This window comes from Pantoea sp. sgz302252 (genome assembly GCF_047713085.1).
Lineage (GTDB): Bacteria > Pseudomonadota > Gammaproteobacteria > Enterobacterales > Enterobacteriaceae > Scandinavium.
Window position 1 is genome coordinate 41,099 of record NZ_JBLFJW010000031.1, and the last position, 25,816, is coordinate 66,914.

At 53.2% G+C, this 25,816-nt stretch carries 30 protein-coding genes, 1 tRNA gene, 1 pseudogene and 1 riboswitch; of the genes and pseudogenes, 24 read left to right on the forward strand and 8 right to left on the reverse strand.

The annotated features are described in order from the left end of the window. Positions 1–417: 417 nt before the first annotated feature. The 5 genes from cbl to pduF form a co-directional block, all read right to left on the reverse strand. Positions 418–1,368: an HTH-type transcriptional regulator Cbl gene (cbl, locus tag ACLW56_RS19875; RefSeq protein ID WP_330985441.1), complete on the reverse strand. Its 951-nt coding sequence runs from the start codon at positions 1,366–1,368 to the stop codon at positions 418–420. Positions 1,369–1,466: 98 nt separating this feature from the next. Next, positions 1,467–2,384: a nitrogen assimilation transcriptional regulator NAC gene (gene nac, locus ACLW56_RS19880; protein ID WP_330985442.1), complete on the reverse strand. Its 918-nt coding sequence runs from the start codon at positions 2,382–2,384 to the stop codon at positions 1,467–1,469. 248 nt (positions 2,385–2,632) lie between these two features. Next, positions 2,633–3,091 carry a hypothetical protein gene (locus ACLW56_RS19885; protein WP_330985443.1) on the reverse strand — a complete coding sequence of 153 codons (459 nt, stop codon included), beginning with the start codon at positions 3,089–3,091 and terminating at the stop codon, positions 2,633–2,635. 178 nt (positions 3,092–3,269) lie between these two features. Beyond that, positions 3,270–3,444: riboswitch (cobalamin riboswitch) on the reverse strand. Positions 3,445–3,487: 43 nt separating this feature from the next. Then, positions 3,488–4,405, reverse strand: coding sequence for a transcriptional regulator PocR (gene pocR / locus ACLW56_RS19890; RefSeq protein ID WP_330985444.1), 918 nt, complete (start codon positions 4,403–4,405; stop codon positions 3,488–3,490). Between the two features lie 210 nt (positions 4,406–4,615). Next, positions 4,616–5,413: a propanediol diffusion facilitator PduF gene (pduF, locus tag ACLW56_RS19895; protein ID WP_330985445.1), complete on the reverse strand. Its 798-nt coding sequence runs from the start codon at positions 5,411–5,413 to the stop codon at positions 4,616–4,618. 574 nt (positions 5,414–5,987) lie between these two features. Between pduF and pduA the strand changes: the two genes are divergently transcribed. From pduA to ACLW56_RS20005, 22 genes are all read left to right on the forward strand, one after another. Next, positions 5,988–6,281: a propanediol utilization microcompartment protein PduA gene (gene pduA / locus ACLW56_RS19900; RefSeq protein WP_330985446.1), complete on the forward strand. Its 294-nt coding sequence runs from the start codon at positions 5,988–5,990 to the stop codon at positions 6,279–6,281. Continuing rightward, complete coding sequence (gene pduB, locus ACLW56_RS19905) at positions 6,268–7,062, forward strand: propanediol utilization microcompartment protein PduB (RefSeq protein WP_330985447.1); 795 nt, start codon at positions 6,268–6,270, stop codon at positions 7,060–7,062. Before pduA ends, pduB begins: the two co-directional genes overlap by 14 nt. 17 nt (positions 7,063–7,079) lie before the next feature. Then, a complete protein-coding gene (gene pduC / locus ACLW56_RS19910; protein WP_330985448.1) occupies positions 7,080–8,744 on the forward strand; it encodes a propanediol dehydratase large subunit PduC in 1,665 nt (554 codons plus the stop codon). 10 nt (positions 8,745–8,754) lie between these two features. After that, entirely contained in the window at positions 8,755–9,426 is a 672-nt protein-coding gene (locus tag ACLW56_RS19915; RefSeq protein ID WP_330985449.1) for a propanediol/glycerol family dehydratase medium subunit, read from the forward strand. Positions 9,427–9,438: 12 nt separating this feature from the next. Further along, a complete protein-coding gene (pduE, locus tag ACLW56_RS19920; protein ID WP_330985450.1) occupies positions 9,439–9,957 on the forward strand; it encodes a propanediol dehydratase small subunit PduE in 519 nt (172 codons plus the stop codon). A 15-nt stretch (positions 9,958–9,972) separates the two neighbouring features. Further along, entirely contained in the window at positions 9,973–11,802 is a 1,830-nt protein-coding gene (locus ACLW56_RS19925) for a diol dehydratase reactivase subunit alpha (RefSeq protein ID WP_330985451.1), read from the forward strand. Then, positions 11,795–12,172, forward strand: coding sequence for a glycerol dehydratase reactivase beta/small subunit family protein (locus tag ACLW56_RS19930; protein ID WP_330985452.1), 378 nt, complete (start codon positions 11,795–11,797; stop codon positions 12,170–12,172). Before ACLW56_RS19925 ends, ACLW56_RS19930 begins: the two co-directional genes overlap by 8 nt. Beyond that, on the forward strand, positions 12,165–12,440 hold the full coding sequence (gene pduJ / locus ACLW56_RS19935; protein WP_154160806.1) for a propanediol utilization microcompartment protein PduJ: 276 nt from the start codon (positions 12,165–12,167) through the stop codon (positions 12,438–12,440). Before ACLW56_RS19930 ends, pduJ begins: the two co-directional genes overlap by 8 nt. A 23-nt stretch (positions 12,441–12,463) precedes the next feature. After that, positions 12,464–12,913 carry a BMC domain-containing protein gene (locus ACLW56_RS19940; RefSeq protein WP_330985453.1) on the forward strand — a complete coding sequence of 150 codons (450 nt, stop codon included), beginning with the start codon at positions 12,464–12,466 and terminating at the stop codon, positions 12,911–12,913. Between the two features lie 11 nt (positions 12,914–12,924). Beyond that, a complete protein-coding gene (locus tag ACLW56_RS19945) occupies positions 12,925–13,554 on the forward strand; it encodes a phosphate propanoyltransferase (RefSeq protein WP_330985454.1) in 630 nt (209 codons plus the stop codon). Further along, positions 13,554–14,045 (forward strand): microcompartment protein PduM, encoded by a 492-nt coding sequence (pduM, locus tag ACLW56_RS19950; RefSeq protein WP_330985455.1) that lies wholly within the window; start codon positions 13,554–13,556, stop codon positions 14,043–14,045. The genes ACLW56_RS19945 and pduM overlap by 1 nt, the downstream gene beginning before the upstream one ends. Before the next feature lie 3 nt (positions 14,046–14,048). Next, a complete protein-coding gene (locus ACLW56_RS19955) occupies positions 14,049–14,324 on the forward strand; it encodes a EutN/CcmL family microcompartment protein (protein ID WP_330985457.1) in 276 nt (91 codons plus the stop codon). Positions 14,325–14,333: 9 nt separating this feature from the next. Beyond that, complete coding sequence (pduO, locus tag ACLW56_RS19960; protein WP_330985458.1) at positions 14,334–15,341, forward strand: two-domain cob(I)yrinic acid a,c-diamide adenosyltransferase PduO; 1,008 nt, start codon at positions 14,334–14,336, stop codon at positions 15,339–15,341. Further along, positions 15,338–16,726, forward strand: coding sequence for a CoA-acylating propionaldehyde dehydrogenase PduP (pduP, locus tag ACLW56_RS19965; protein WP_330985459.1), 1,389 nt, complete (start codon positions 15,338–15,340; stop codon positions 16,724–16,726). Before pduO ends, pduP begins: the two co-directional genes overlap by 4 nt. A 10-nt stretch (positions 16,727–16,736) precedes the next feature. After that, positions 16,737–17,849 carry a 1-propanol dehydrogenase PduQ gene (locus tag ACLW56_RS19970; RefSeq protein WP_330985460.1) on the forward strand — a complete coding sequence of 371 codons (1,113 nt, stop codon included), beginning with the start codon at positions 16,737–16,739 and terminating at the stop codon, positions 17,847–17,849. Next, positions 17,846–19,186 (forward strand): 4Fe-4S dicluster domain-containing protein, encoded by a 1,341-nt coding sequence (locus tag ACLW56_RS19975; RefSeq protein ID WP_330985461.1) that lies wholly within the window; start codon positions 17,846–17,848, stop codon positions 19,184–19,186. The genes ACLW56_RS19970 and ACLW56_RS19975 overlap by 4 nt, the downstream gene beginning before the upstream one ends. A gap of 2 nt (positions 19,187–19,188) precedes the next feature. After that, positions 19,189–19,743 (forward strand): BMC domain-containing protein, encoded by a 555-nt coding sequence (locus ACLW56_RS19980; RefSeq protein ID WP_330985462.1) that lies wholly within the window; start codon positions 19,189–19,191, stop codon positions 19,741–19,743. Then, positions 19,743–20,093 carry a propanediol utilization microcompartment protein PduU gene (gene pduU, locus ACLW56_RS19985; RefSeq protein ID WP_330985463.1) on the forward strand — a complete coding sequence of 117 codons (351 nt, stop codon included), beginning with the start codon at positions 19,743–19,745 and terminating at the stop codon, positions 20,091–20,093. Before ACLW56_RS19980 ends, pduU begins: the two co-directional genes overlap by 1 nt. A 4-nt stretch (positions 20,094–20,097) precedes the next feature. Next, entirely contained in the window at positions 20,098–20,544 is a 447-nt protein-coding gene (gene pduV, locus ACLW56_RS19990; RefSeq protein WP_330985464.1) for a propanediol utilization protein PduV, read from the forward strand. Further along, positions 20,534–21,757: an acetate/propionate family kinase gene (locus tag ACLW56_RS19995; RefSeq protein WP_330985465.1), complete on the forward strand. Its 1,224-nt coding sequence runs from the start codon at positions 20,534–20,536 to the stop codon at positions 21,755–21,757. Before pduV ends, ACLW56_RS19995 begins: the two co-directional genes overlap by 11 nt. A 122-nt stretch (positions 21,758–21,879) precedes the next feature. Next, a tRNA-Asn gene (locus tag ACLW56_RS20000) sits at positions 21,880–21,955 on the forward strand. Between the two features lie 161 nt (positions 21,956–22,116). Continuing rightward, positions 22,117–23,340 carry a tyrosine-type recombinase/integrase gene (locus ACLW56_RS20005; protein WP_330985466.1) on the forward strand — a complete coding sequence of 408 codons (1,224 nt, stop codon included), beginning with the start codon at positions 22,117–22,119 and terminating at the stop codon, positions 23,338–23,340. An 84-nt stretch (positions 23,341–23,424) separates the two neighbouring features. Here ACLW56_RS20005 and ACLW56_RS20010 read toward each other — a convergent pair. Further along, a pseudogene (locus ACLW56_RS20010) lies at positions 23,425–23,739 on the reverse strand (CHC2 zinc finger domain-containing protein); the annotation flags it as partial. Positions 23,740–23,853: 114 nt separating this feature from the next. On the opposite strand from ACLW56_RS20010, the gene ACLW56_RS20015 reads away from it, so the two are divergent. Both ACLW56_RS20015 and ACLW56_RS20020 read left to right on the forward strand, forming a co-directional pair. Further along, positions 23,854–24,246, forward strand: a complete 393-nt coding sequence (locus ACLW56_RS20015; protein WP_330985467.1) for a helix-turn-helix transcriptional regulator — start codon at positions 23,854–23,856, stop codon at positions 24,244–24,246. Positions 24,247–24,327: 81 nt separating this feature from the next. Further along, the gene (locus ACLW56_RS20020; protein WP_330985468.1) at positions 24,328–24,639 is read left to right on the forward strand and encodes a SymE family type I addiction module toxin; all 312 of its coding nucleotides are present in this window, start codon (positions 24,328–24,330) and stop codon (positions 24,637–24,639) included. 60 nt (positions 24,640–24,699) lie between these two features. On the opposite strand, the gene ACLW56_RS20025 is transcribed toward ACLW56_RS20020, so the two are convergent. Beyond that, entirely contained in the window at positions 24,700–25,095 is a 396-nt protein-coding gene (locus ACLW56_RS20025) for an Imm50 family immunity protein (protein WP_330985469.1), read from the reverse strand. 9 nt (positions 25,096–25,104) lie between these two features. Then, positions 25,105–25,515 carry an HNH/endonuclease VII fold putative polymorphic toxin gene (locus ACLW56_RS20030; RefSeq protein ID WP_330985470.1) on the reverse strand — a complete coding sequence of 137 codons (411 nt, stop codon included), beginning with the start codon at positions 25,513–25,515 and terminating at the stop codon, positions 25,105–25,107. Positions 25,516–25,816: the final 301 nt, after the last annotated feature.

The following is a 25,816-nucleotide window of genomic DNA, read 5'->3' on the forward strand; positions in this document are numbered from 1 at the left end:
ATGTTTTTTTAGCGACCGTAGGTCATGTTTATTCAATTATTCGAAAAGACATTTAGTTATTCGATTAGACAGCAACGAGGTTGTGGTGCGTGCGGGTGCGCTGGCTCCAGCATGCTGACAAGATAACGGTTTGATGTTTTCGGTTTGTTATGATGCCGCGATGTGTGTATTCAGCCAATTACTGGCAAAGGCGATCCCCGTCAGAGGAGCCAAATTTAGAAAAGCCTGCTTTCGAGCAGGCTTTCAGATTGCTGACAAAGAAGGAAAAAGCGTGGTTTTTCCTTCTTTGTGGTGAGCAGCCGAAAATCAATGAATTGATTTTCCTGGTTTTTTGTTCGGTCGTTAATGACAAAACAGTACTCGTTAGAGGTTTGTCATCAGTCTCAAAGCCTGCTTTCGAGCAGGCTTTTTGCTTTTCTAGATTTGGTAGTCAATCGCCGCTTCTTCAGGCTCCATCACCTGACGTTTGATTTCGTCGACGGAAAGCCCTGCATTACAGAGTTCAAGGAAACGCCACACGTAGTTTCGCTGAAGCTGGCCTCGCTTCAGGCCCAGCCAGACAGTATTGGCATCGAACAGATGATGCGTATCGAGGCGAGTGAAACACCCTGTTTCCTGATTATCGCCCGATTGTTCCGCCACCAACCCTACGCCCAGCCCCAACTCTACATAGGTTTTGATCACATCAGAATCTTGCGCACTCAGCACAATATCCGGCACCAGACCTTTACGATTGAAGGCTTCATCAATACGTGAACGGCCAGTAATCCCCTGGCGATAGGTAATTAGCGGCCAGCGAGCAATGGCTTCCAGGGTTAATGGCGACGTTTGTGTCAAAGGGTGGCCTTCGGGGACTAACAGGTTGTGATGCCAGCGAAACCATGGGAACGCGACCAACGTGGTGTCATTACTCAGACGTTCACTGGCGATACCGATATCCGCCCCACCGTTATGCAGCAATGCCTCAATTTCCTGCGGCGTGCCCTGGATAAGCTCCAGGCGAACATCCTTGAACAATTCGCGGAAAGCTTTGATAACTGGCGGCAAACTATAGCGCGCCTGGGTGTGAGTGGTGGCGATAGTCAGCACACCCGAAGCGTCATTGGTGAACAGATCCGCCAGGCGGCGCACATTGCTCGCCTCATTCAGGATACGTTCAGCGATAACAAGAAGCGCTTTACCCGGTTCGGTCATGCCTAACAAACGTTTGCCGCGACGGATGAAAATCTCGATGCCGAGTTCTTCCTCCAGTTCACGGATATGGCGGCTAACGCCAGATTGCGAGGTATAAAGCATATTGGCGACTTCCGTCAGGTTGTAATCCTGCCGTGCCGCCTCGCGAATTATTTTCAATTGCTGGAAATTCACCCTTTCCTCCAGGGACCTTCAGACATAACGCTATTGTTAGAGTCTGCGGCCCTGGCGAACAAATAATAAAAACCAGCAACTTATTCCATTACGCTATATCAACTGACCAGCTGGAGTTCACGATTCTCCAGCGACGGGCGGCTGACCAGCGACATCAGGATCTCTTTTACCGCCTGAGCCTGTGGCGACAACGAACCACGAGCAGACATATTGAGCGACAACGGTAAGCTCATCGACGGCGTGGTGATTCGCGCCATCCAGCCATTGGCTGAAGCACACAGGGTTCGGGCAGCTGATTCAGGCAGCACCGTCACGCCCATTCCGCTGGCAACGGCCGCCGTCAGCGTAGAAATAGACTCAATTTCCCCAATGATTTTTACCGTCAGTCGGCGCAGGGAAAACGCTTCATCCACTCGTGCCCGCACGGCGCTGTAGTCACGCGGCAGGAACAAATTCATTTCGGCGATAGCCAGCAGATCAACACTCTGACCAGGACAATCGCGCGTGCCCACCAGCCACAAATCCTCTTTCAGCAGTTGTTGACTGGTGAGTCCTGCAACGGGTGAACGTTCGTACAGCACGGCCATATCCAGTTGACTGTTCAGCAATTTATCGTTCAGTACACTGCCACTGTTCTCATGCAAATAGACCATCACTTCAGGCAGTTCATTGCGCACAGCCTGAAGCAGCGGCATGGTCACCGAAGACGCCGCAGTTCCTGGTGCCAGGCCAATGGACACCTGACCGCTGAGCGTCCGACCAATAGTGTTGACGGCAAGCTGGGCCTGTTCGCACTGACGCAAAATGGTCCGCGCATGGGTATAGAGAATTTTTCCGGCTTCTGTCGGCGTCACTCCCCGCTTGGTGCGAATCAGGAGTTGCTGATCCATCTCACCTTCGAGCGTAGCCACCTGCTGGCTCAATGCAGGCTGAGCGATATGCAACACCTCAGCAGCCTGAGTCAGGCTGCCGATATCGACGATTTTCACGAAGTATTTCAGTCGTCTTAAGTTCATTTTGCCTCCAGTTTGGGGATGCCAGTACCAGGCCGGCGATTCAGTTGTCGGAGGAGTTGCAATATGCTTGCCAGTTTTTGAGCACTCGCCTGAAGCGTGCCTGACCGGCCGCAAAATAAGAGATTCTGATAATATTCTCCCTTTTAGTAGCCAGCCAATGGATTGCGCTATGCCCCATCCAGGGACGCGCTGCACCAATGCGGTGCGCGTGGCGCTTATTTTCCGCGACGACTCTGGCTCAATGACGCTTAGGTTTTTAAAAAAGCGGACAGAAAATGCACCAATGCACTCACCGGTTTGCCCTCTGCGAAAAGTGAGTGGATAACGGGCTGCGGCCTTGCGTGGATAAGCAACACCACGGGCATTGACGGTATCTCACGAGCGAAAGCCGACAGCGACTCGGTCAGTGCAGGGGGCGCACCAAGGATCATCACCACCGAGAAATGGGCAAATGCCTCCTGAAAAGCGTTCATCATCTTTTCAGGTGGAACAAAAACCTCACCGGCACCTTGTTGGGTGCTAAAGCAAGACAAAGGCAGGGCTTCTGCCAGGCGTGTAGCCAACGCCTCCTTGTCTTGAGCCAGATTAAAAAGCGCAATTGACTCAGGCTGGACTGTCGCCCGGAAAGGTTTTTCTTCCACAGAAGGCGACAGCGCGTGAACATCTTTTAAGACGCGCAGTGGCGTGAGCCGCAAAGGGTCTGCCACAGGCAAACCAGCAGGCTGCTGCGCTGTTACGTTTCGCAGAACACGCCCGACATGAGCATTCAGATACTGTTTTGCTACCATCCCCTGATCCTCTTCAGGGTGGTAAGGGTCATGTTTAGTGACGTGCAGCGACACTGACGCGCCACGCGTCTCTGAGCAACCCACTTCCCACCGAAGTTGTTGGTCATCACCAGCAGGCAGGTCTTCTGGCTGAGCGTCATCCTCACCCGTCCTTCCCAATCTTGCGATCAGTGGTTCTACGGGTTCGTCGGCATCACAGCAGCGGGGGCTGCGGGGGATTTTCACCCCCTTCCCTGCCACAAATGTGGCTAACCTGTTGGCTTATCGGGCGGCTTTCGCCGCGTTTACATTAACGCCCGACCCACAACGTACCCACTAACTCATTTCATGGGCAGGCATGGGCGTGGCTGTGTCTTTCCTTTGCTGACGAAAAACCTGCGGCGTCACCTGGTAGGTTTGACGAAAGACTTTGCAAAAATAGCTGGGTTGAGAAAAGCCCAAATTGCGGGCAATGCTGGCAATACTCCAGTCACTGTGGCAAAGCAGCTCTTTGGCGTTCGCCATACGCTGCTGAGTCACCCACGCATTGAAGCCAATCCCCTGATATTTTTTGAATAATTTGCTGAAATAGTACGGGCTGAGATAGACGTGAGAAGCCACCTCTTCGAGCCGGAGTTCCTCCGAGAGGTGTGCCTCAATATAGCGCAAGGCTTTTTTCATTTTGCTGTCATGCGGCAGAGGCTGCTTGCGGCTTACCGCAGCGGGCTCGGGATTATCCTTGATCATCACAAAACTGAGCTGCTTTTTAAGGTAGTTCTCGACAATCAGCTTCAGCAGTTCCGCCGAGGCGATAATTCGGGCGTAGTCTACCTCTGGGACATTAAGAAACTCGTTGAGCAAATCAGGATCTGCACGCCAGCATTCGTCCACCCGAAGAATGTCCACCAGCTCGACATCGTGACTCAGCCTTACCTGGCCGCACAGCACAAAACCCACCAGATGCCCGGCAATCACTAAAGGAATGGAAAAATCAGTGAGCCCGGCATGACAACGATAGATACAAGGCTCATCGGATTTCGAGGCCTCCAGCCCGCCACAACGATCGCTTAATCGGCAGCGAGAACTGTGCTGTGGATGCTGACGCATCAACTGACAGAACGGGGTAAAATTGAACAACTCAGAAATTTCATCGCCATGAATGTTGACGACCACGACCGCCAGACCGGTGGCTTTCGCAAAATCCTGGGCAATTTTATTAATAAGCTCTGAGTTAAGGGTACTTGCAGATATCATGACATCCCTCCTCAGTTAATTTATTGTTATAGCGTTGAACCATGCAGAGTATTTCCGTTCAACACCTGACACAGCGTAAATGAAGAATAAAAGGGACAATACCAAAAGTCTCCTGTTGCCAGGAGACTTTTCCACCATTAGTGAAAGCAGATCACGAAAAGCTTTTCTATGTTGCATCAATCTGTGATCTGCGGCGAGCCAGCTCGCATTTTATTCAATAGCGCAGGTATTACAAGGCAGGTTCTTACCAATGAAAAAGCGATAAATAGCCGCACCAATACAAGCACCAATAACAGGTGCCACTATCGGTACGACAAAATAAGGAATATCCCGACCGCCGGTCATCGCAATATCGCCCCACCCGGCAAACCAGGTGAACAGCTTCGGCCCAAAGTCACGAGCAGGGTTCATGGCAAAACCAGTTAACGGTGCCGTGGCGGCCCCAAGCACCGCGACTAAAAGCCCAATCAGCAGAGGGGCCAGCGCACCTTTTGGCACGCCATTGCCGTCGTCCGTCAGCGCCATGATCATTCCCATCAGCATTGAGGTGATAACCACTTCGACCAGCGCGGCCTGCCACACACTGATGGTCGCGGCAGGATAAGTGCTGAAAATGCTCGCCAGTTGCAGGCTCTCTGCGCTACCTCGTATCAGTTGATGAGCAGATTCATATTCCGTAAACAACGTTCGATAAAGCAGCCAGGCTAACAATGCCCCGCCAAAAGCGCCAAGGAACTGCGCCAGCGCGTAGGGCACAACCTTTCGGCCGGGAAAACAGGCGAACAGCCACAAGGCAATCGTCACTGCAGGGTTAAGATGCGCCCCGGAAATTCCGGCGGTCAAATACACAGCCAGAGAGATTCCCAGTCCCCAAACGATGCATATCTCCCACAGTCCCATATCTGCACCGGCCAGTTTCGCGGCACTAAGACAGCCAATCCCCAGGAACAGAAACAGCCCTGTCCCCAAAAACTCGGCAACGCATTGTGCTTTTAATGAATCATTCATAGTGACACCTTCTGAAAAGAAATTGTGTCTATAGCCACCGACTCCCTGACTGGCGGTAACGGACAGGAGGTTCACCGGGCCGATGCGCCCGTCCGCAATTCACCCGATGCTCATTACACTCTCTCACTATAAAAACAAACCGCTGAAAATTGTTGGCAACCTCCTGGGTATCACAAGAAAATAAATCAGAAGCTATAGCAAATTATTGCTCTCGATAATGAGAGAATGGCATAGCTGTCGGCTGCGTAAGCCAAGAAAGGCAATCTGCTTTAATAATAAATTTATGCTTATTTTTGTTTTTATTATATGGACCTCAGTCACACCCCATCCTGCCTATAACAAACAACCACAGTGCTGTCATTATAAATAATGTAAAGCTGGTGTATGCAAAACAAAATAATCACATCCACACTGGAATTATTTCCATTCAAATACAACAGATTAAAAAACCTTACGCCAATTAAGTAACATAACCCCACGATTCTTTTTTCCATTCTAAACCTCAGGTCAGCCATTCTTTTTCTTTTCTTCTTTCTATAGTCGTGCTTATCGAGGCAACTCAGTTGAGGTTTTTATGCAACAAGAAGCACTGGGAATGGTGGAAACCAAAGGGTTAACCGCGGCAATCGAAGCGGCTGATGCCATGGTGAAATCCGCCAATGTAGGGCTGGTGGGTTACGAGAAAATTGGTTCCGGGCTGGTCACCGTGATTGTTCGCGGCGATGTCGGTGCCGTGAAAGCCGCGACGGATGCGGGCGCTGCTGCTGCACGTAACGTAGGGGAAGTGAAAGCTGTTCACGTCATCCCCCGCCCTCACAGCGATGTCGAGAAAATCTTACCCAAAGGAATAACCCATGAGCAGCAATGAACTGGTCGATCAGATCATGGCTCAGGTGATGGCCCGCGTGGCAACGCCCGATAGCTCACCTACGACACGAGAATCAGCGATGGCAGAGAAAAATTGCAGTTTAACGGAATTTGTCGGTACCGCGATCGGTGACACCGTCGGTCTGGTGATTGCCAATGTGGACAGCGCCCTTCTGGAAGCCATGAAGTTAGAAAAGCGCTATCGCTCAATTGGTATTTTAGGGGCACGTACCGGGGCGGGGCCGCACATTATGGCCGCCGATGAAGCGGTAAAAGCCACTAACACTGAGGTCGTCAGCATTGAATTACCTCGCGACACCAAAGGCGGCGCAGGCCACGGTTCGCTGATCATTCTTGGCGGCAACGATGTGTCTGATGTGAAACGCGGCATTGAAGTGGCGCTGAAAGAACTCGACCGCACGTTCGGCGATGTCTATGGCAATGAAGCCGGGCATATCGAGTTGCAATACACCGCTCGTGCCAGCCACGCGCTGGAAAAAGCCTTTGGAGCCCCACTCGGACGAGCCTGCGGGGTCATCGTTGGTGCGCCTGCTGCCGTGGGTGTACTGATGGCAGACACTGCGCTGAAAGCTGCCAACGTTGATGTTGTCGCCTACAGCTCACCAGCACACGGAACCAGCTTCAGCAACGAAGCCATTTTGGTGATTTCCGGAGATTCCGGTGCCGTGCGCCAGGCCGTCATTTCCGCCCGAGAAATCGGCAAAACGGTGCTGGCGACGCTGGGCAGTGAACCGAAAAACGATCGCCCTTCCTACATCTGACAGCGTGAGGCTGACGCATGAAATCGAAAAGATTTGAAGCACTGGCGAAGCGTCCCGTAAACCAGGATGGTTTCGTTAATGAGTGGATCGAAGAAGGCTTTATCGCCATGGAGAGCCCGAACGATCCAAAGCCTTCCATCAAAATCATCAATGGCGTCGTGACTGAACTGGACAGCAAACCCGTCAGTGCATTTGACCTGATTGACCATTTTATCGCTCGTTACGGCATCAACCTGGCGCGTGCGGAAGAAGTGATGGCGATGGACTCCGTCAAGCTGGCCAATATGCTCTGCGACCCTAACGTAAAGCGCAGCGACATCGTCCCACTGACCACCGCGATGACACCGGCGAAAATTGTCGAAGTCATGTCGCAGATGAACGTGGTTGAAATGATGATGGCGATGCAGAAAATGCGCGCGCGTCGCACACCGTCACAACAGGCCCACGTCACCAACGTCAAAGATAATCCGGTGCAAATCGCTGCCGATGCGGCAGAAGGCGCATGGCGTGGGTTTGATGAGCAAGAGACGACGGTCGCTGTCGCCCGTTACGCTCCCTTCAATGCGATTGCTCTGCTGGTCGGTTCCCAGGTCGGGCGCCCTGGCGTATTAACCCAATGCTCGCTTGAAGAAGCGACTGAGCTGAAGCTCGGCATGTTGGGCCACACTTGCTACGCCGAAACGATTTCCGTGTACGGCACTGAACCGGTCTTCACTGACGGGGATGATACGCCATGGTCGAAAGGCTTCCTCGCCTCCTCTTACGCTTCCCGCGGCCTGAAAATGCGCTTTACCTCGGGCTCGGGGTCCGAAGTGCAGATGGGCTATGCGGAAGGGAAATCGATGCTCTATCTGGAAGCACGCTGCATTTACATCACCAAAGCAGCGGGTGTGCAAGGTTTACAGAATGGTTCTGTCAGCTGTATCGGCGTGCCTTCTGCAGTGCCTTCCGGAATACGTGCTGTACTGGCCGAAAACCTGATCTGCTCGTCATTGGATTTGGAATGCGCCTCCAGTAACGACCAGACCTTTACGCATTCCGATATGCGTCGTACAGCACGTTTGCTCATGCAGTTCTTGCCTGGCACTGACTTTATTTCATCGGGATATTCCGCCGTACCGAACTACGACAACATGTTTGCCGGCTCCAATGAAGATGCTGAAGACTTTGACGACTACAACGTCCTTCAGCGCGATCTGAAAGTAGACGGTGGTTTGCGTCCGGTTCGTGAAGAAGATGTGGTCGCCATTCGCAACAAAGCGGCTCGCGCTTTACAGGCCGTGTTTGCCGGAATGGGCCTGCCGCCAATTACCGACGAAGAAGTTGAAGCCGCTACCTATGCCCACGGCTCAAAAGATATGCCGGAACGCAACATCGTCGAAGACATCAAATTTGCCCAGGAGATCATCAGCAAGAACCGCCACGGATTAGAAGTGGTGAAAGCGCTGGCTCAGGGCGGGTTTATGGATGTGGCGCAAGACATGCTCGACATTCAAAAAGCCAAACTCACCGGAGATTACCTTCACACCTCCGCCATCATCGTCGGTCAGGGGCAAGTGCTCTCTGCCGTCAACGACATCAATGATTATGCCGGTCCGGCCACGGGCTATCGTCTGCAGGGCGAACGCTGGGAAGAGATTAAAAATATCCCTGGCGCACTCGATCCCAATCAGCTCGGTTAAGGGGTGAACAATGGAAATCAATGAAAAACTACTCCGTCAGATAATCGAGGATGTGCTGAAAGAGATGCAGGGTAGCGATAAACCCGTCTCTTTTAGCGCTGCCCCGGTGTCGACGCCTCAGGCTACTCCAGCGCAGGGTCAAAGCTTTCTAAGCGAAATCGGCGAGGCCCGCCAGGGCACTCAGCAGGACGAAGTGGTGATTGCTGTCGGCCCTGCGTTTGGTTTGTCGCAAACCGCCAACATCATCGGCGTTCCCCATCAAAGCATTTTGCGTGAAGTGATTGCCGGGATCGAAGAAGAAGGCATCAAAGCACGTGTTATTCGCTGCTTTAAATCTTCAGATGTGGCCTTCGTCGCTGTCGAAGGCAATCGCCTGAGCGGGTCTGGGATCTCCATCGGTATTCAGTCGAAAGGCACCACGGTTATCCACCAGCAAGGATTACCGCCACTTTCAAATCTGGAGCTGTTTCCTCAGGCTCCGCTGCTGACGCTGGAAACCTACCGTCAGATTGGGAAAAACGCGGCGCGTTACGCCAAGCGGGAATCTCCACAGCCCGTGCCCACACTGAATGACCAAATGGCACGCCCGAAATATCAGGCGAAGTCGGCCATTTTGCACATCAAAGAGACGAAGTACGTCGTCACTGGCAAAAACCCACAGGAACTGCGCGTGGCGCTTTAACAAGGATATTCCATGAAAACCGAAGCAATTGAATCGATGGTTCGGGATGTGCTGAGCCGCATGAACAGCCTGCAGGGTGAAACCCCGGTCGCACCTGTTGTGAGTGGTTCGGCTCACGCGGCAAAAGTCTCCGACTATCCGCTGGCTAACAAGCATCCGGAGTGGGTCAAAACCGCGACCAATAAGACTCTGGATGACTTCACGCTGGAAAATGTGCTGAACAATCAGGTCACCGCCCAGGACATGCGCATCACGCCCGAAACGTTGCGAATTCAGGCGGCGATTGCCCGTGATGCCGGGCGTGAACGTCTCGCCATTAACTTTGAACGCGCAGCTGAACTTACTGCCGTGCCGGACGATCGCATCCTGGAAATCTACAACGCGTTGCGCCCATTCCGCTCAACCAAAGAAGAGTTACAGGCAATAGCGGACGACCTGGAGCAACGTTATCAGGCCACTATTTGCGCCGGATTCGTTCGTGAAGCCGCTGAATTGTATGTGGCGCGTAAAAAACTCAAAGGCGACGATTAATCGCAGGGACGGGATATGCACTATATCGCTGGCATTGATATTGGTAACGCCTCAACCGAAGTTGCTCTGGCAGCGGTTGATGAGCAAGGCGTGTTAAGCATTGTGGGCAGTGCGCTCACAGAAACCACTGGAGTCAAAGGCACGTTGAGAAATGTGTTTGGCATCCAGGAGGCACTCTCACTCGCTGCTAATCATGCCGGGATCGCTGTCAGCGATATTTCGCTCATTCGCATTAACGAAGCCACGCCGGTGATTGGCGATGTGGCGATGGAAACCATCACCGAGACCATTATCACCGAGTCGACCATGATTGGTCACAATCCAAAAACGCCCGGCGGTGTCGGCTTAGGCACGGGCATCACCATCACGCCGGAAGAGTTGTTAACCCGTACAACGGAGTCACCGTACATTCTGGTGGTGTCCTCAGCGTTTGATTTTGCCGATGTGGCGAACATGATTAACGCCGCTGTGCGTGCCGGCTATCGGCTGACCGGCGTTATCCTTCAGCAAGACGATGGCGTGCTGGTCAGTAACCGACTGGATCACCCTCTCCCGGTGGTCGATGAAGTGCGCTACATCAACAGGATCCCTTTGGGGATGCTTGCCGCCATCGAAGTCGCCGTGCCGGGCAAAGTGATTGAAACCCTCTCAAACCCTTACGGTATCGCCACGGTTTTCAAGCTCAATGCCGAAGAAACCAAAAACATCGTGCCCATTGCCAGAGCGCTGATAGGCAACCGCTCAGCCGTGGTGGTAAAAACCCCAGCCGGAGACGTCAAGGCTCGATCCATTCCTGCCGGAAATATTGAGTTGTTATCGCAAGGCAGAACATTACGGGTCGATGTTGCGGCGGGGGCTGACGCCATCATGAAAGTCGTCGGTGAATGTCGGACCCTCGATAACGTCACCGGCGAAGCGGGCACCAATATTGGTGGCATGCTGGAAAACGTCCGGCAAAAGATGGCCGAACTGACCAACAAGCCCAGCAGTGAGATTTATATTCAGGATTTGCTGGCCGTTGATACGTCCGTGCCAGTGAGCGTCACCGGCGGTGTCGCAGGCGAATTCTCGCTGGAACAAGCCGTTGGCATTGCCTCGATGGTGAAATCTGATCGCCTGCAAATGGCGATGATCGCCAGTGAGATTAAGCAAAAACTCAATATTGATGTGCAGGTCGGCGGTGCGGAAGCTGAAGCCGCGATTCTTGGCGCATTGACCACCCCTGGCACGACTCGCCCGCTGGCCATCCTCGATCTCGGCGCGGGGTCGACCGATGCCTCCATCATTAATCCTCAAGGTGACATCATTGCCACTCACCTTGCCGGTGCGGGCGATATGGTCACGATGATCATCGCTCGTGAACTGGGTCTCGAAGACCGATACCTGGCGGAAGAAATCAAAAAGCATCCGTTGGCCAAAGTGGAAAGCCTGTTCCATCTGCGTCACGAAGACGGCAGCGTTCAGTTTTTCCCCGCCCCTCTTCCGCCGAGCGTCTTTGCTCGTGTTTGTGTTGTGAAGGCCGACGGCCTGCTCCCCCTCCCCGGCGACCTGCCTCTGGAGAAAGTCCGCGCCGTTCGACGCCGTGCGAAAGAACGCGTGTTCGTGACCAACGCGCTGCGAGCACTCCGTCAGGTCAGCCCTACAGGCAATATTCGGGACATTCCTTTTGTGGTGCTTGTCGGGGGGTCGGCACTCGATTTTGAAGTGCCGCAACTGGTTACCGATGCCCTTGCTCAATATCGACTGGTTGCAGGTCGCGGCAATATTCGCGGTATCGAAGGCCCTCGTAATGCCGTTGCCACGGGCCTGATCCTGTCGTGGCAAAAGGAGGTGGCGCATGGCTAACAGCGATCCCCTTCCGGCCATTGTGATAACCGTGCTGAACGACTCACTCGCACGTTGGCAAGAAGTCCTGTTGGGCATTGAAGAAGAAGGCATCCCCTTTTTCATTCGCGAACAGCCCATGGATGGCCTCGTTCAGTGCGCATGGCAGGCCGCTCAATTCTCGCCCTTGCTGGTTGGTATTGCCTGCGATGAAAGCACGCTTGTCGTGCACTACAAAAATCTACCTGTGTCAGCCCCGCTCTTTACGCTGACGCAGAACCAAAGTCACCACGCCCACCGACACACTGGAAACAACGCGGCGCGGTTGGTTAAGGGCCTCCCCTTCAGGGACGCTCATTCGTTATCCACAGGAGAATCGCAGTATGAATAATGCACTGGGAATGGTTGAAACAAAGGGCCTGGTCGCCGCCATTGAAGCCGCTGATGCCATGGTGAAATCGGCCAATGTGCAGTTAGTTGGCTATGAAAAAATTGGCTCTGGTCTGGTCACGGTGATGGTTCGTGGCGACGTTGGCGCGGTGAAAGCAGCTGTTGATGCAGGCAGTGCGGCAGCCAACGCGGTCGGCGAAGTGAAATCCTGTCACGTGATTCCGCGTCCGCACAGTGACGTTGAGGCCATTTTACCTAAGTCAGCCTGACGCTTTCAGGCAAGGAGCACAGCGTGAAGCAATCACTGGGGTTACTGGAAGTCAGTGGTCTGGCACTGGCAATCACCTGCGCTGATGCCATGGCGAAAGCCGCTGCCATCACGCTGCCAGGATTCGAAAAAACCAACGGCTCAGGCTGGATGCTGATCAAAATCACCGGAGATGTCGCCTCGGTACAGGCCGCCGTTATCACCGGTGCCAATATCGCAAAACAGCAACATGGCTTAGTTGCGCATAAAGTCATTGCCCGGCCAGCGAGCGGCATTTTGCAACAACCCGCGGCAGCTAGCATTTCGCCAGAATCGGTCGGGGTGAAAGAAGAAAAGTCTCCTGAAGATGCAGCAATACAAGAAGAAGTGCAGAAGGCGGATCTCAATCCCGCCCTCTGTAATCTTTGTCTTGACCCTGCCTGCCAGCGCCAGAAAGGGGAACCCCGAACGCTCTGCCTGCATGCGGGTAAGTGAGGTGACACACCATGGATAAAGACTCTCTGCATGCCCTCGTTTGCAATGTGCTGGATGAAATGCGGGAGCGCCCGATTCCGCTGGGCGTTTCCAACCGTCATCTCCATCTGTGTGCTGAAGACTACGCGCGCCTTTTCCCTGGCCAGCCTATTGGTAAGAAAAAGGCTTTGCTGCAGCCCGGGCATTACGCAGCCGAGCAAACAGTCACTTTAGTCGGGCCAAAAGGTGAGATAGGCAATGTCCGGTTACTGGGGCCATTGCGCACCATAAGCCAGGTCGAAATATCCCGAAGCGATGCGAGAGCGTTGGGGGTGGCGGCACCGTTACGCAGTTCTGGCGATCTGAAAGGCACACCTGGCCTCCGTCTGGTTAGCCCTTTTGCTGAGCTGGAACTGGCTTCAGGTGTCATCGTCGCCCGCCGGCATATTCATATGTCGCCTCTGGACGCATTGATTTTACGCGTATCACACGGCGACAGCGTGGCTGTTGCCATCAAAGGCGACGATCGCCAACTGGTTTTTGACAACGTCGATATTCGGGTTTCGCCGGAGATGTGCCTTGAAATGCACATTGATACCGATGAAGCCAACGCGGCAGGCGCAGATAACCCGCACGCTTTTGCAACGTTGGTTAGCCGCTAATGAACAGCACATTGTTGCAGCACGTTATTGACGAAGTCGTCGCTCGTCTGCAGCGACGTGCGGGGCAAACCAGGACCTTAAGCGCCGCGCAATTTCAGGACATCGACTGCCGGGCATTAAGCAGTCAACACGAAGCGCTGAATCTGACTCAGGTCAGCCTTCCGCAGCTCAGGCAACTTGCAAAACATCAGGAGGAGGATCGCACAGTGAGAAAACTCTTTGAAGTCCTCAGCCTGGGCCTGCAGGTGCGAATAACGATTCCCGGGAACTTATTGCCAGCGATACCGGTACACAAGCTGTCAGGTTTGCCTCTGAAGTGGTGCGACGAACATGAACGCGCCATCGTTCTGCACCCGACAAAGCTTTTAAGTTATGCCGACGTCGCAAGCCTTAACGAAAGTTGGCTGGTGTTACGTCGTCACTGTGTCATTACCGCCCTCGCGCTTGACGCTGCGCGGGCACGTAACATCCACCTCATTAAGCAGGAGTGAATCATGCAACTGGCCCGCGTCACTGGCTCTGTGGTGTCGACACAAAAATCGTCTTCGCTGGTTGGCAAAAAACTGCTGCTGGTTCGGCGAGTGAGCGCCAGCGGCGATCTTCCTGACCCACCCACCCAGGGTGATGAAGTGGCTGTGGATTCCGTCGGGGCTGGCATCGGGGAGCTGGTGCTGTTATCCAGCGGCTCCAGCGCACGGCACGTTTTCTCCGGCCCCAATGAAGCCATCGATCTTGCCATCGTTGGCATTGTTGACACCCTTTCCCGCTAAGGAGAGCGTATGGCGATTTATACCCGCACTGGCGATTCAGGCACCACCACATTATTCACCGGGGAACGGGTCAGCAAAACACATCCGCGAGTAGAGACTTACGGCACGCTGGATGAACTGAATTCAGCGCTGAGCCTGTGTGTTTGCGCCTGTACCTGTGCGGAGCGCCGCGAGCGGCTTGAAACTGTTCAGCAGCACCTTTTCTGGCTAAGTGCCGAACTTGCCAGTGAAGGTGACGCGGCCAGCGCAAAGCGCCATGACATCAGCGTCGAGGACATTTCTGCACTCGAAACCGCCATTGATACAGCCATGGGCCGTGTTACGCCACTTCAGCAATTTATTTTGCCGGGGCGCTGCGAGGCGGCAAGTCGTCTGCATTTTGCCAGGACGCTCGCTCGCCGGGCAGAAAGGCGTCTGGTGGAATTATCCGCCACAGCAACCGTCAGAAGCGAACTGCTGCGCTACCTCAATCGCCTCTCAGACTGCTTATACGCCCTGGCTCGCGCGGAAGATCATGACGCTCATCAGCGAGCCCTTATTCAGGAAGTGACTCGCCGCTATCTCTCAGCCAGTCCTACCGCCACCAGCAGGAAATCCACCATGTCGCTTTCGTTCAAAGACCTTCATCAATTAACCCAGGCAGCGGTGAATCATGCCGAAGCACTGGGAGTGCCTGTTGTCGTCAGCATTGTGGATGCGCATGGCACGCAAACCGTGACCTGGCGAATGCCAGATGCCTTGTTGGTTAGCAGTGAACTGGCCCCTAAAAAAGCGTGGACCGCTGTCGCGATGAAAACCGCCACCCATGAGCTTTCCGCCGCTGTCCAGCCCGGTGCTGAACTGTACGGGCTGGAAAGCCAAATGCAGGGCAAAGTCGTGACCTTTGGAGGAGGATTCCCCCTCTGGCGCGAAGGCGTTCTCATCGGTGGGTTAGGGATCAGCGGAGGCAGCGTGGAACAGGACATGGACATTGCCCGGGCGGCGATGCTGGCATTAGAAACAAGGACACCATCATGAATACCCAAGAGCTTGAAACCTTGATTCGCGCCATTTTGCGCGAAAAAATTCCTGAGACAAAAACGCAACCCAAGGCAGCGCAAGGTATTTTTACCTCAGTGGATGAGGCGATCAACGCCGCGCATCTGGCCTTTCTGCGTTATCAGCAATGCCCGTTAAAAACACGCAGCGCTATCATCAACACGCTGCGACAAGAGTTGACTCCACATCTGCCAGCGCTCGCCGAAGAGAGCATGCGCGAAACCGGCATGGGCAACAAAGAAGATAAATTTCTCAAGAACAAAGCCGCGCTGGATAACACGCCTGGCGTGGAAGACCTCACCACGACCGCCCTTACCGGCGATGGCGGGATGGTGCTGTTTGAATACTCCCCGTTTGGCGTCATTGGTTCCGTCGCGCCCAGCACCAACCCGACAGAAACCATCATTAATAACAGCATCAGCATGCTGGCCGCAGGCAACAGTGTTTACTTCAGTCCTCATCCCGCGGCAAAAAATATTTCCCTCAAGCTGATTGCCCTGATTGAGGAGATTGCCTTCCGCTGCTGTGGCATTCGCAATCTGGTGGTCACTGTCGCCGAACCAACATTTGAAGCCACACAGCAAATGATGGCACATGAAAAAATCGCCATTCTTGCCATTACCGGTGGGCCGGGAATAGTGGCGATGGGGATGAAAAGTGGCAAGAAAGTGATTGGCGCCGGGGCCGGGAATCCTCCGTGCATCGTGGATGAAACCGCCGACCTGGTCAAAGCGGCCGAAGACATCATCAATGGCGCTTCCTTTGATTACAACCTGCCCTGCATCGCAGAGAAAAGCCTGATTGTCGTCGAGTCGGTTGCCGATCGTTTGATTCAACAACTGCAAGCCTTTGGGGCGCTGTTACTCAGTGCGCAGGACACAGACAAGTTGCGCGCAGCCTGTCTGCCGGAAGGCCAGGTGAACAAGAAACTGGTAGGCAAAAGCCCTTCTGAGATGCTTACTGCCGCCGGATTAGCTGTTCCGGCAAAAGCTCCCCGCCTGCTGATTGGCGTTGTCGATGCTCGCGACCCTTGGGTCACCTGCGAACAACTGATGCCAATGCTTCCCCTTGTTAAAGTGAAGGATTTTTCCGGCGCTCTTGAGTTAGCGCTGATCGTCGAAGAGGGATTGCATCACACCGCGGTCATGCATTCGCAAAACGTTTCGCGGTTAAACCAGGCTGCTCGCGCCCTGCAAACCTCCATTTTCGTTAAAAACGGGCCGTCTTATGCCGGGATTGGTGTCGGGGGCGAAGGCTTCACCACCTTTACCATCGCCACGCCAACAGGCGAAGGCACAACGTCGGCGCGAACATTTGCTCGTTCCCGCCGTTGCGTGCTGACAAACGGCTTTTCCATCCGCTAACGAGGCTGTGATGAAACCCTTTTCACTTCGCACCACCTTGTACAGCGGCCAGGGCAGCCTGAATGTTCTGCAACGCTTTGAGAATAAGCATATCTGGATAATCTGCGATGGTTTTCTTGCCCGTTCGCCGATGTTCGATGCGCTTAAGCAGATATTGCCTGCCAGTAATCAGATCAGCGTGTTCAGCGACATCACGCCAGATCCCAGTATCAGCACCGTGGTTCAGGGCATCACACAGATGCAACAACTCAAACCCCAGGTGGTGATTGGATTTGGCGGTGGTTCGGCGCTTGATGCCGCAAAAGCCATTGTCTGGTTTAGCCGCCAGACCGGAGTAGAGATTGAAACCTGCGTAGCCATTCCCACCACCAGCGGCACTGGCTCGGAAGTGACCTGTGCTTGTGTTATCACTGACCCGGACAAAGGGATTAAATACCCCTTATTCGACAAGGCGTTATACCCGGATATCGCCATCCTTGATCCCGCGTTGGTGGTCAGTGTGCCAGCCAACATCACGGCCAATACCGGCCTGGATGTGTTAACTCACGCTATTGAGGCTTACGTTTCACCCAAAGCCAGCGACTTCACCGATGCGCTGGCAGAAAAAGCCGCGCAGCTGGTGTTTCGCTATCTCCCTGTTGCGGTCAGAAAAGGCGATTGCCTGGCAACACGCGGCAAAATGCACAACGCCTCTACGCTTGCTGGCATGGCGTTCAGCCAGGCCGGGCTTGGGCTGAACCACGCCATTGCGCATCAACTGGGCGGGCAATTTCATTTGCCGCACGGGCTGGTAAATGCCCTGTTGCTCACCGCGGTCATTCGCTTTAATGCCACAGATCCACGTGCCGCGAAACGCTATGCACGGCTGGCAAAAGCGTGCCGCCTGTGCCCTGAAACAGCGAACGACACCGCCAGCCTGAATGCCCTGCTTCAGCATATCGCCCAGTTGCTAAAACAATGCGAAATACCCCGCTTTGCCGCCGCCCTGGGTGAGTACAAAACCGACTATGAGAGCCGCATTCCGGCGATGGTTCAGGCCGCACTTGTTGACGTCACGCTGGCAACCAATCCGCGCAACGCAGATGCAGGGGCTATCAAGGAGCTTCTGGAGGAGTTGCTATGAAGACGCTTGTGGATGTCGATGCGCAAACCATTCGTAATCATGTCAAAGCTGCCGGCGTCGTTGGCGCTGGGGGAGCAGGCTTCCCAACTCACGTGAAACTTCAGGCTCAGGTCGATACCTTTCTGGTTAATGCCGCCGAATGTGAGCCGCTGTTGAAAGTGGATCAACAGCTGATGGCCCGGCAAGCCGCACGTCTGATTCGCGGTCTGTGCTATGCCATGGCCGCCACTGGCGCAAGCACGGGCATCATTGCGTTAAAAGAGAAATATCGCGAGGCGATTAACGCCTTAACACCGTTGCTGACTGAGGGCATTCGCCTGCACATTCTGCCGGACGTCTATCCGGCAGGCGACGAGGTGTTAACCATCTGGATGGCGACCGGTCGGCGCGTGCCCCCTGCCGCGCTGCCTGTCAGCGTGGGTGTTGTCGTCAATAACGTGCAGACCGTGCTGAATATCGCCAGAGCCGTCGAACAACACTACCCGGTGACGCGCAGAACCCTGACCGTCAATGGAGCAGTGAAGACACCGCTGACGGTGACCGTGCCTGTTGGTACTTCTCTGCGTGAAGTTCTGGCTCTGGCGGGTGGCGCAACCGTACCCGATCCGGGCTTTATCAACGGCGGCCCGATGATGGGAAGCCTGATACCTTCCCTTGATTCGCCAGTCACCAAAACGACTGGCGGGCTGCTGGTGCTTCCCAAAACACACGCACTCATTCAACGACGCTTGCAGGATGACAAAACAGTGCTGGCGTTGGCGAAAACCGTGTGTGAACAGTGCCGCTTATGCACCGATCTCTGTCCAAGGCATTTGATCGGCCATCCGCTCTCGCCTCATCTTCTGGTGCGCGCGGTGAACTATCAGCAAACCGCCACGCCGCAGATCCTGTTGAGTGCCCTCACCTGTTCAGAATGCAATGTGTGTGAAAGCGTGGCGTGTCCGGTCGACATTTCGCCGATGCGAATTAACAGAATGCTCAAACGTGAACTTCGGGCGCAAAACCAGCGCTATGAAGGGCCGCTACTTGCCGCTGACGAGATGGCTAAGCACCGCATGGTGCCAATCAAACGGCTCATTGCCCGACTCGGCCTGAATGACTGGTATCACGATGCGCCGTTCACCGAAACAGACCATCAGCCACAGCAAGTCACCTTGCTGCTACGTCAGCACATCGGAGCAAGTGCCACGCCTTGCGTGAACAAAGGGGAAAAGGTTATGCGCGGGCAATGCGTCGCGGATGTCCCTGCGGAGACGTTAGGCGCAGCCATTCATGCCAGCATCGACGGCATTGTCAGCGACATTACGGAACAAGCCATTACGGTGACAAGAGGATAACCATGTCTCAGGCCATTGGAATTTTAGAGCTCACCAGTATTGCGAAGGGAATGGAAGCGGGCGATGTGATGCTGAAAAGCGCCAACGTGACGCTGTTAGCCAGCAAAACCACCTGCCCCGGAAAATATCTGCTGATGTTGGGCGGTGATGTCGGTGCCGTGCAACAGGCAGTGGCTGCAGGCGAAGCGCTGGCTGGCGAGATGCTCGTTGACAGCCTGGTACTGCCCAACCTGCATCACAGCATCCTGCCTGCGATTAGCGGTCTGAACGCTGTCGAAAGCAAACAGGCGGTTGGGGTTGTGGAAACGTGGAGTATCGCGGCCTGTCTCGGTGCTGCCGATCGTGCCGTCAAAGCGTCAAACGTCACGCTCGTTCGCGTGCATATGGCCTACGGCATTGGCGGCAAATGCTACATGGTGTTGGTGGGCGAAATCTCAGATGTGAACAACGCCGTTACCGTTGCCAGCGACGTTGCGGGTGAAAAAGGTCTGTTGGTTTCGCGCGTGGTGCTTCCTCGCCCTCACGATGCCATGTGGCGACAGATAGTGGAGGCATAATGGAAAACTCACCGACAACCGATCGCATGATTCAGGAATATGTGCCGGGCAAACAAGTCACGCTGGCTCATTTGATTGCCAATCCAGGAAAAGATTTATTTAAAAAACTGGGGCTGAAAGATACCGTGTCAGCGATTGGCATTCTGACCATCACGCCCAGCGAAGCCTCGATTATCGCCTGCGATATTGCGACAAAATCGGGCGCAGTGGACATCGGCTTTCTCGACCGGTTTACCGGTTCAGTGGTGCTGACGGGCGATGTCTCCGCCATTGAATATGCCTTAACTCAGGTCACCCGAACGCTGGGCGAAGTGCTACATTTTACCGCCTGTTCCATCACCAGGACGTAGCGCGATGAAACGCATCATGCTTATTGGCCCCAGTCAATGCGGCAAAACCTCGCTTACCCAGTGTTTTCGCGGGGAAGCACTGCATTATCAAAAAACCCAGGCGATTGCCTGGAGCCCAGAAAGCATCGACACACCCGGCGAATACCTGGAAAACCGGCGTCTGTACAGTGCGCTGTTGGCGAGCGCCTGTGAAGCCGATGTCATCGCGTTGGTGTTGAATGCGGATGCAGCCAGTTCGCCATTTTCTCCGGGGTTCACCGAACCGATGAACCGGCCCGCCATCGGGATTGTCACTAAATCAGACATTGCAGCCACACAGCAAATAGCCCAGGTAGAAGACTGGCTGAAACAGGCCGGAGCGCAAACGGTGTTTATTACCAGCGCCGCGACCCACGCAGGGCTGAAGGAAATCAGCGCCTTTTTGAATCAGAGGAATGTTCATGTCGTATAACATCATGGCGATCAATGCAGGGAGTTCATCCCTGAAGTTTCAGCTGCTGACCCTGCCACAGGGTGAGGTTCGCTGTCAGGGGATTGTTGAACGAATCGGCAAAGAAGAGGCGAGCTTTACGCTAAAAGTGGCAACACAAAAATGGCAGGAAACGCTGCCCGTCAACGATCATCATCATGCCGTCACTCTGCTACTGGATAAACTGATCGCGCAGAGAATAATCAACTCATTGCAGGATATTGACGGCGTTGGGCATCGCGTCGCGCACGGAGGGGAGTTCTTTAAAGACTCGGTGAACATCACCGACGAGACGCTGGCAAAAATAGAGCAGCTGGCAGAACTGGCGCCGCTGCACAATCCGGTCAACGTGTTGGGGATAAAAGTGTTCCGTCAGCTTTTGCCCGCGATACCTGCCGTGGCGGTGTTTGACACAGCTTTCCACCAAACGCTTGAAGCCTCCGCTTTTCTTTATCCTCTGCCATTACGGTATTACCAGGAGCTGGGCGTGCGCCGCTATGGTTTTCACGGGACGAGCCATAAATTTGTCAGCCAGAAACTAGCCGAAAAAATGGGTACTCCGTTGAGCGCGCTTCGTGTGGTCAGCTGTCATCTTGGCAACGGGTGCAGCGTCTGCGCGATTCAGGGCGGGAAATCGGTGAATACCTCAATGGGCTTTACCCCGCAATCCGGGGTGATGATGGGCACCCGCAGCGGCGATATCGACCCTTCCATTCTGCCGTGGGTTGCGCAGCGAGAGAACAAAACTCCGCAACAGCTCAATCAGCTGATCAACAATGAGTCAGGGCTTTTGGGCGTATCGGGTGTGTCCAATGATTATCGGGATGTGGAACAGGCTGCGGATGCGGGTCATCAACAAGCCGCTCTAGCCCTCACGCTATTCGCAGAAAGAATCAGGGCGACAATCGGCAGCTACGTCCTGCAAATGGGCGGCATTGATGCGCTCATTTTCACCGGAGGCATCGGCGAAAACGCCGTTCGTGCCAGAGCAGCCATTTGCAATAATCTGGGATTTTTGGGCCTGACGGTGGATGAACAGAAAAACGCTGAGAATGCGACGTTTATTCAGTCTGACAGTTCGGTGGTTAAGGTGGCCGTCATCAACACCAATGAGGAGTTGATGATCGCTCAGGATGTGATGCGTATTGGATTGAGTCCTTCACATTCGCAAAAGGTGTGTCACAGCGAAGCATAATTCGGTATTTTTTCGGCAATTCCGTGCTGATTGCTGAAATAGTCAGCAATCAGCACGGTTGAATGCACAGAGCCTTTGACATGCTGCGCGGGCATCGCTAATATTCGCCCCGTTCACACGATTCCTCTGTAGTTCAGTCGGTAGAACGGCGGACTGTTAATCCGTATGTCACTGGTTCGAGTCCAGTCAGAGGAGCCATATTCTTGTTTTCATGCGTCCCTGCGAATCTCTATATTTTTTTGATTCAATGAGTTAGCGTGGAAAACCTTCCCGATGCATATCTATTTGTCTGCATGCATCGGATGAATTTGGTGGTCAGATTTGGGGTCAATCCGGTTCGATTATGGAGTGACCACCACATGTCCTTAAATGATTCAAAAATCCGCAACTTAAAACCTTCTTCCAAACCTGTAAAAGTCACTGACTCATTCGGTCTGTATCTGCTTGTCAATCCTGGCGGCTCTCCTCTCTGGTATCTCAAATACCGCTTTAACGGTAAAGAATCCCGCCTCGGTTTAGGTGCCTATCCTGAAGTCTCTCTGGCAGAAGCCCGACAACAACGTGACGGTATTTGTAAACTTCTCACGCAAAAAATTAACCCGGCAGAACAACGCGCCGCAGAAAAAGCCAGCCATGCTCCCGAAAAAAGTTTTAAAGCCGTTGCGCTCGGCTGGCATAAAAGCAATAAAACATGGTCTGAAAATCATGCCAGCCGCCTGCTTGCCAGTATGAGCAATCATATTTTCCCTGTTATCGGCAGCCAGTCCGTGACCACGTTAAAAGCACAACACTTCACCGCGCTACTGAAAGGGATTGAAGATAAAGGTCTGCTGGAAGTGGCGTCCCGTACCCGTCAGCATTTATGCAATATCATGCGGTTTGCGGTGCAGCAGGGGCTGGTGGACAATAATCCGGCAATGCATCTCGATGGCGTGACCGCCGCACCGGTCAGGCATCACCACCCTGCTCTGCCGCTGGAGCGCCTGCCTGAATTGCTGGGTCGCGTTGAAAATTATCAGCAGGGGCGTCAGTTGACGCGTCTGGCCGTAACGCTGACCCTGCATCTTTTTATTCGTTCCAGTGAGCTGCGTTTTGCCCGCTGGAGTGAAATTGATTTCAAAAATAAACTCTGGACGATTCCCGCCACGCGCGAAGCCATTAATAAAGTGCGGTTCTCAACGCGTGGGGCAAAAATGCGCACGCCTCACATTGTGCCGCTTTCCCGTCAGGCCATTGCCATTCTGAAACAGATACAGGAAATATCTGGTCATCTGGAGCTGGTTTTTCCCGGCGACCATAATCCTTACAAACCCATGAGCGAATGTACGGTCAATAAAGCGTTACGTTTAATGAACTATGACACCAAAGCGGGTATTTGCGGACACGGGTTCAGAACCATGGCCTGTAGTGCATTGATGGAATCGGAATGTTGGTCGCAGGATGTGGTAGAGCGGCAGATGAGTCATCAGGAGCGCAATGGTGTGCGGGCGGCGTATATTCACAAAGCCGAGCATCTTGATGCCCGAAAATCCATGATGCAGTGGTGGTCAGATTATCTGTTTTGTCCTTGTCTTTTTCTGTGAGCTGCATCATTACCCCTTCATGTAACCCGCGACGGGGCCGCTGCTTGCTGCGGCTCCGGCACGGGTTGGCCGGGCGCGGGCTGGCGAGGCAACCAGCGGCTGAACGGAAGGATTGTCACCCAGCTCACCGCGCAGCCGTTCCACCGCCTTACGCAGGCTGAGTTTTTCAGTGTGCATCAGCCAGTCAATGACCGAACCACCGGCATCGCAGCCGAAGCAGTGATAGAGGTTTTTGGCCGGTGACAGCACGCAGGACGGCTCCTGTTCATCGTGGAACGGACACAGCACCGCGAAGTCTTTTCCCTTTCTGAACAGCTTGCGCCCCTGCGCTTTCACCAGCGCAACTAACGGGACGGCGGCTTTCAGGTGCTGTAATTCTGCTTCGGGGATGCGGGCCATAACGGGAACTCCTGTAAAAACCTGTCAATAGGTTTAGGGTATAAATAACTCCGTTGCAGAGTACTCTATATTAGGGTATTGTCAACTGAGTTATTTAAAACAGGGAGTACTATCATGGCAACGTTAACAACACGACAGCTACAGCAAGCCATGAACAACAAAGATGAAGCGTTTTTTAAACAGCTTGGTACGAGGATTGCCCAGGCCCGTAAAGAGCAGCAGCTAACACAGACGCAACTGGCGGAACAGTTAGGGATTGCGCAGCAGACAATGGCGCATTATGAAGGCGGGAAGTTAAAAGTTTCGGCGGCGCTGTTGCCACAACTGGCTCAGATCCTGAACCTGTCACTGGATGAACTGCTGGGATTACCCACTCAGGGCAGAAGTGGCAAGCGCGGCCCTGCTTCACGACTGGAACAGCAGATAGAGATTATCAGCCAGTTGCCGAGAACAAAGCAGAAGTTAGTTTCTGAGATCCTGGATAATGTGATTGGTAAAACAGAGTAATCACAATCAGATATCGCGATAGCTAAGGGCTGTAACCCTTAACTACCGCTGACCACAAGCAACTAATTGGAGTAGTTAATTATGGCTGAGAAGCATTCTACGGCAGAACGGAAGATTTCCAAAATGCAGCGCCGTTACCAGGTGAGTTATATAACCGCGCGGCACGCCGACCCCAAGACATTCCGGACGCGTTATTATTCCCGCCATCCGAGTCTGATGCTTAAAGGCGACTGGCTGAAGGAAGCAGGATTTGATACCGGGACGGGGGTGACAGTGAAAATATCGGATGGCGTGCTGACGATTATTGCGGATACCAGTGAAGTGCAGGCCCTGAAGGCTGAGCTTTACCAGTTTAAACAGGCGGTGATGGGGATAAAGGAACTGGTTTCTTAGTGGAGTGAAGATGATAAAAAAGCCGGGAAGATCATTAGAGATACTTCTCGGCTTATTTTTTTAAATTTTTGTATAAGCAGTTATAGACTCAACATCCATAAACATTGCTCTTATTGATAGTTTGAGTTTCGTTCCATGTAAATCAAAATGGATTTTCCCATCAATTCTATCAACATTAATATATGCAGTGTAGCTAGGATCAGTCCATCCTGACAGATCTACATTTTCAATCGTAATAAGAGATAATTTCATTTGAACGGTGTTGAATTTTTGTGAAATCCATTTTTTAGGTGGGTCTTTTGGGTACTCTTTTAGGTTCAAAACAATGGATATTTTGGGTCCATCTCTGTGAAAAATAATCTCATGAATATCGATCCCATCAAGACTTGGCTTATCTGCATGATAAATAGAGTCAATGTGTTTTGAATCAACAAGATAATCGGCCCATGATTTCATGGTTCTCTCCTAGAATGGGTAATGTTCTTGTGTGCCATCAATATGACCGTTTCTGGTGTCACTCTTAGGTCTGACATTAATATGTGGTCCTTTATTTCCAGGAGTGCCTTCTGGACCATAAATATGACCGGGAGAATGATCTTGTATAACAATATCTTCTTTCCCTGGTCTGGTAAAAGTGTATTCCCTTGTTTTAATTGGCTGATAGTCATTCCCGAGAATATTATGGCCATTGCGGTCTGTTAAATTCACCATTTCAACTTTTGATGGTTGTTGCCCCATCGGTATTCCTGCGTCTCTTTTTGCATCTCTGAGTGCGGCATTTCTTGATGGGTATTTGGGTGGACAACAAGCCAGCCCAAGCGGATCGATCCATTTTAATGGATTACTGACATATCCGTAAGGATTCACCCCACCCATCAGCCCTATCGGGTCATAGGAACGATCCCGACGCTATCGTACTTTTTAACACGCTACTGCCCGCGCTACGCCTCACTTTTTAAAGAGCCACTTTCACATCTTTAACAACACATTAGCACGCAACGCCCGACGCGCACTTTGACGCCGGAGGCCAGTATAACGGCGACGGCCGCTGCCGTTAATGTCTTGTTTTGTCCTTGTCTTTTTCTGTGAGCGCCATCATTACCCCTTCACGTAACCCGTACCGGAGCCGCTGCTTGCTGCGGCTTCGGGGCGGGTTGGCCGGGCGCGGGCTGGCGAG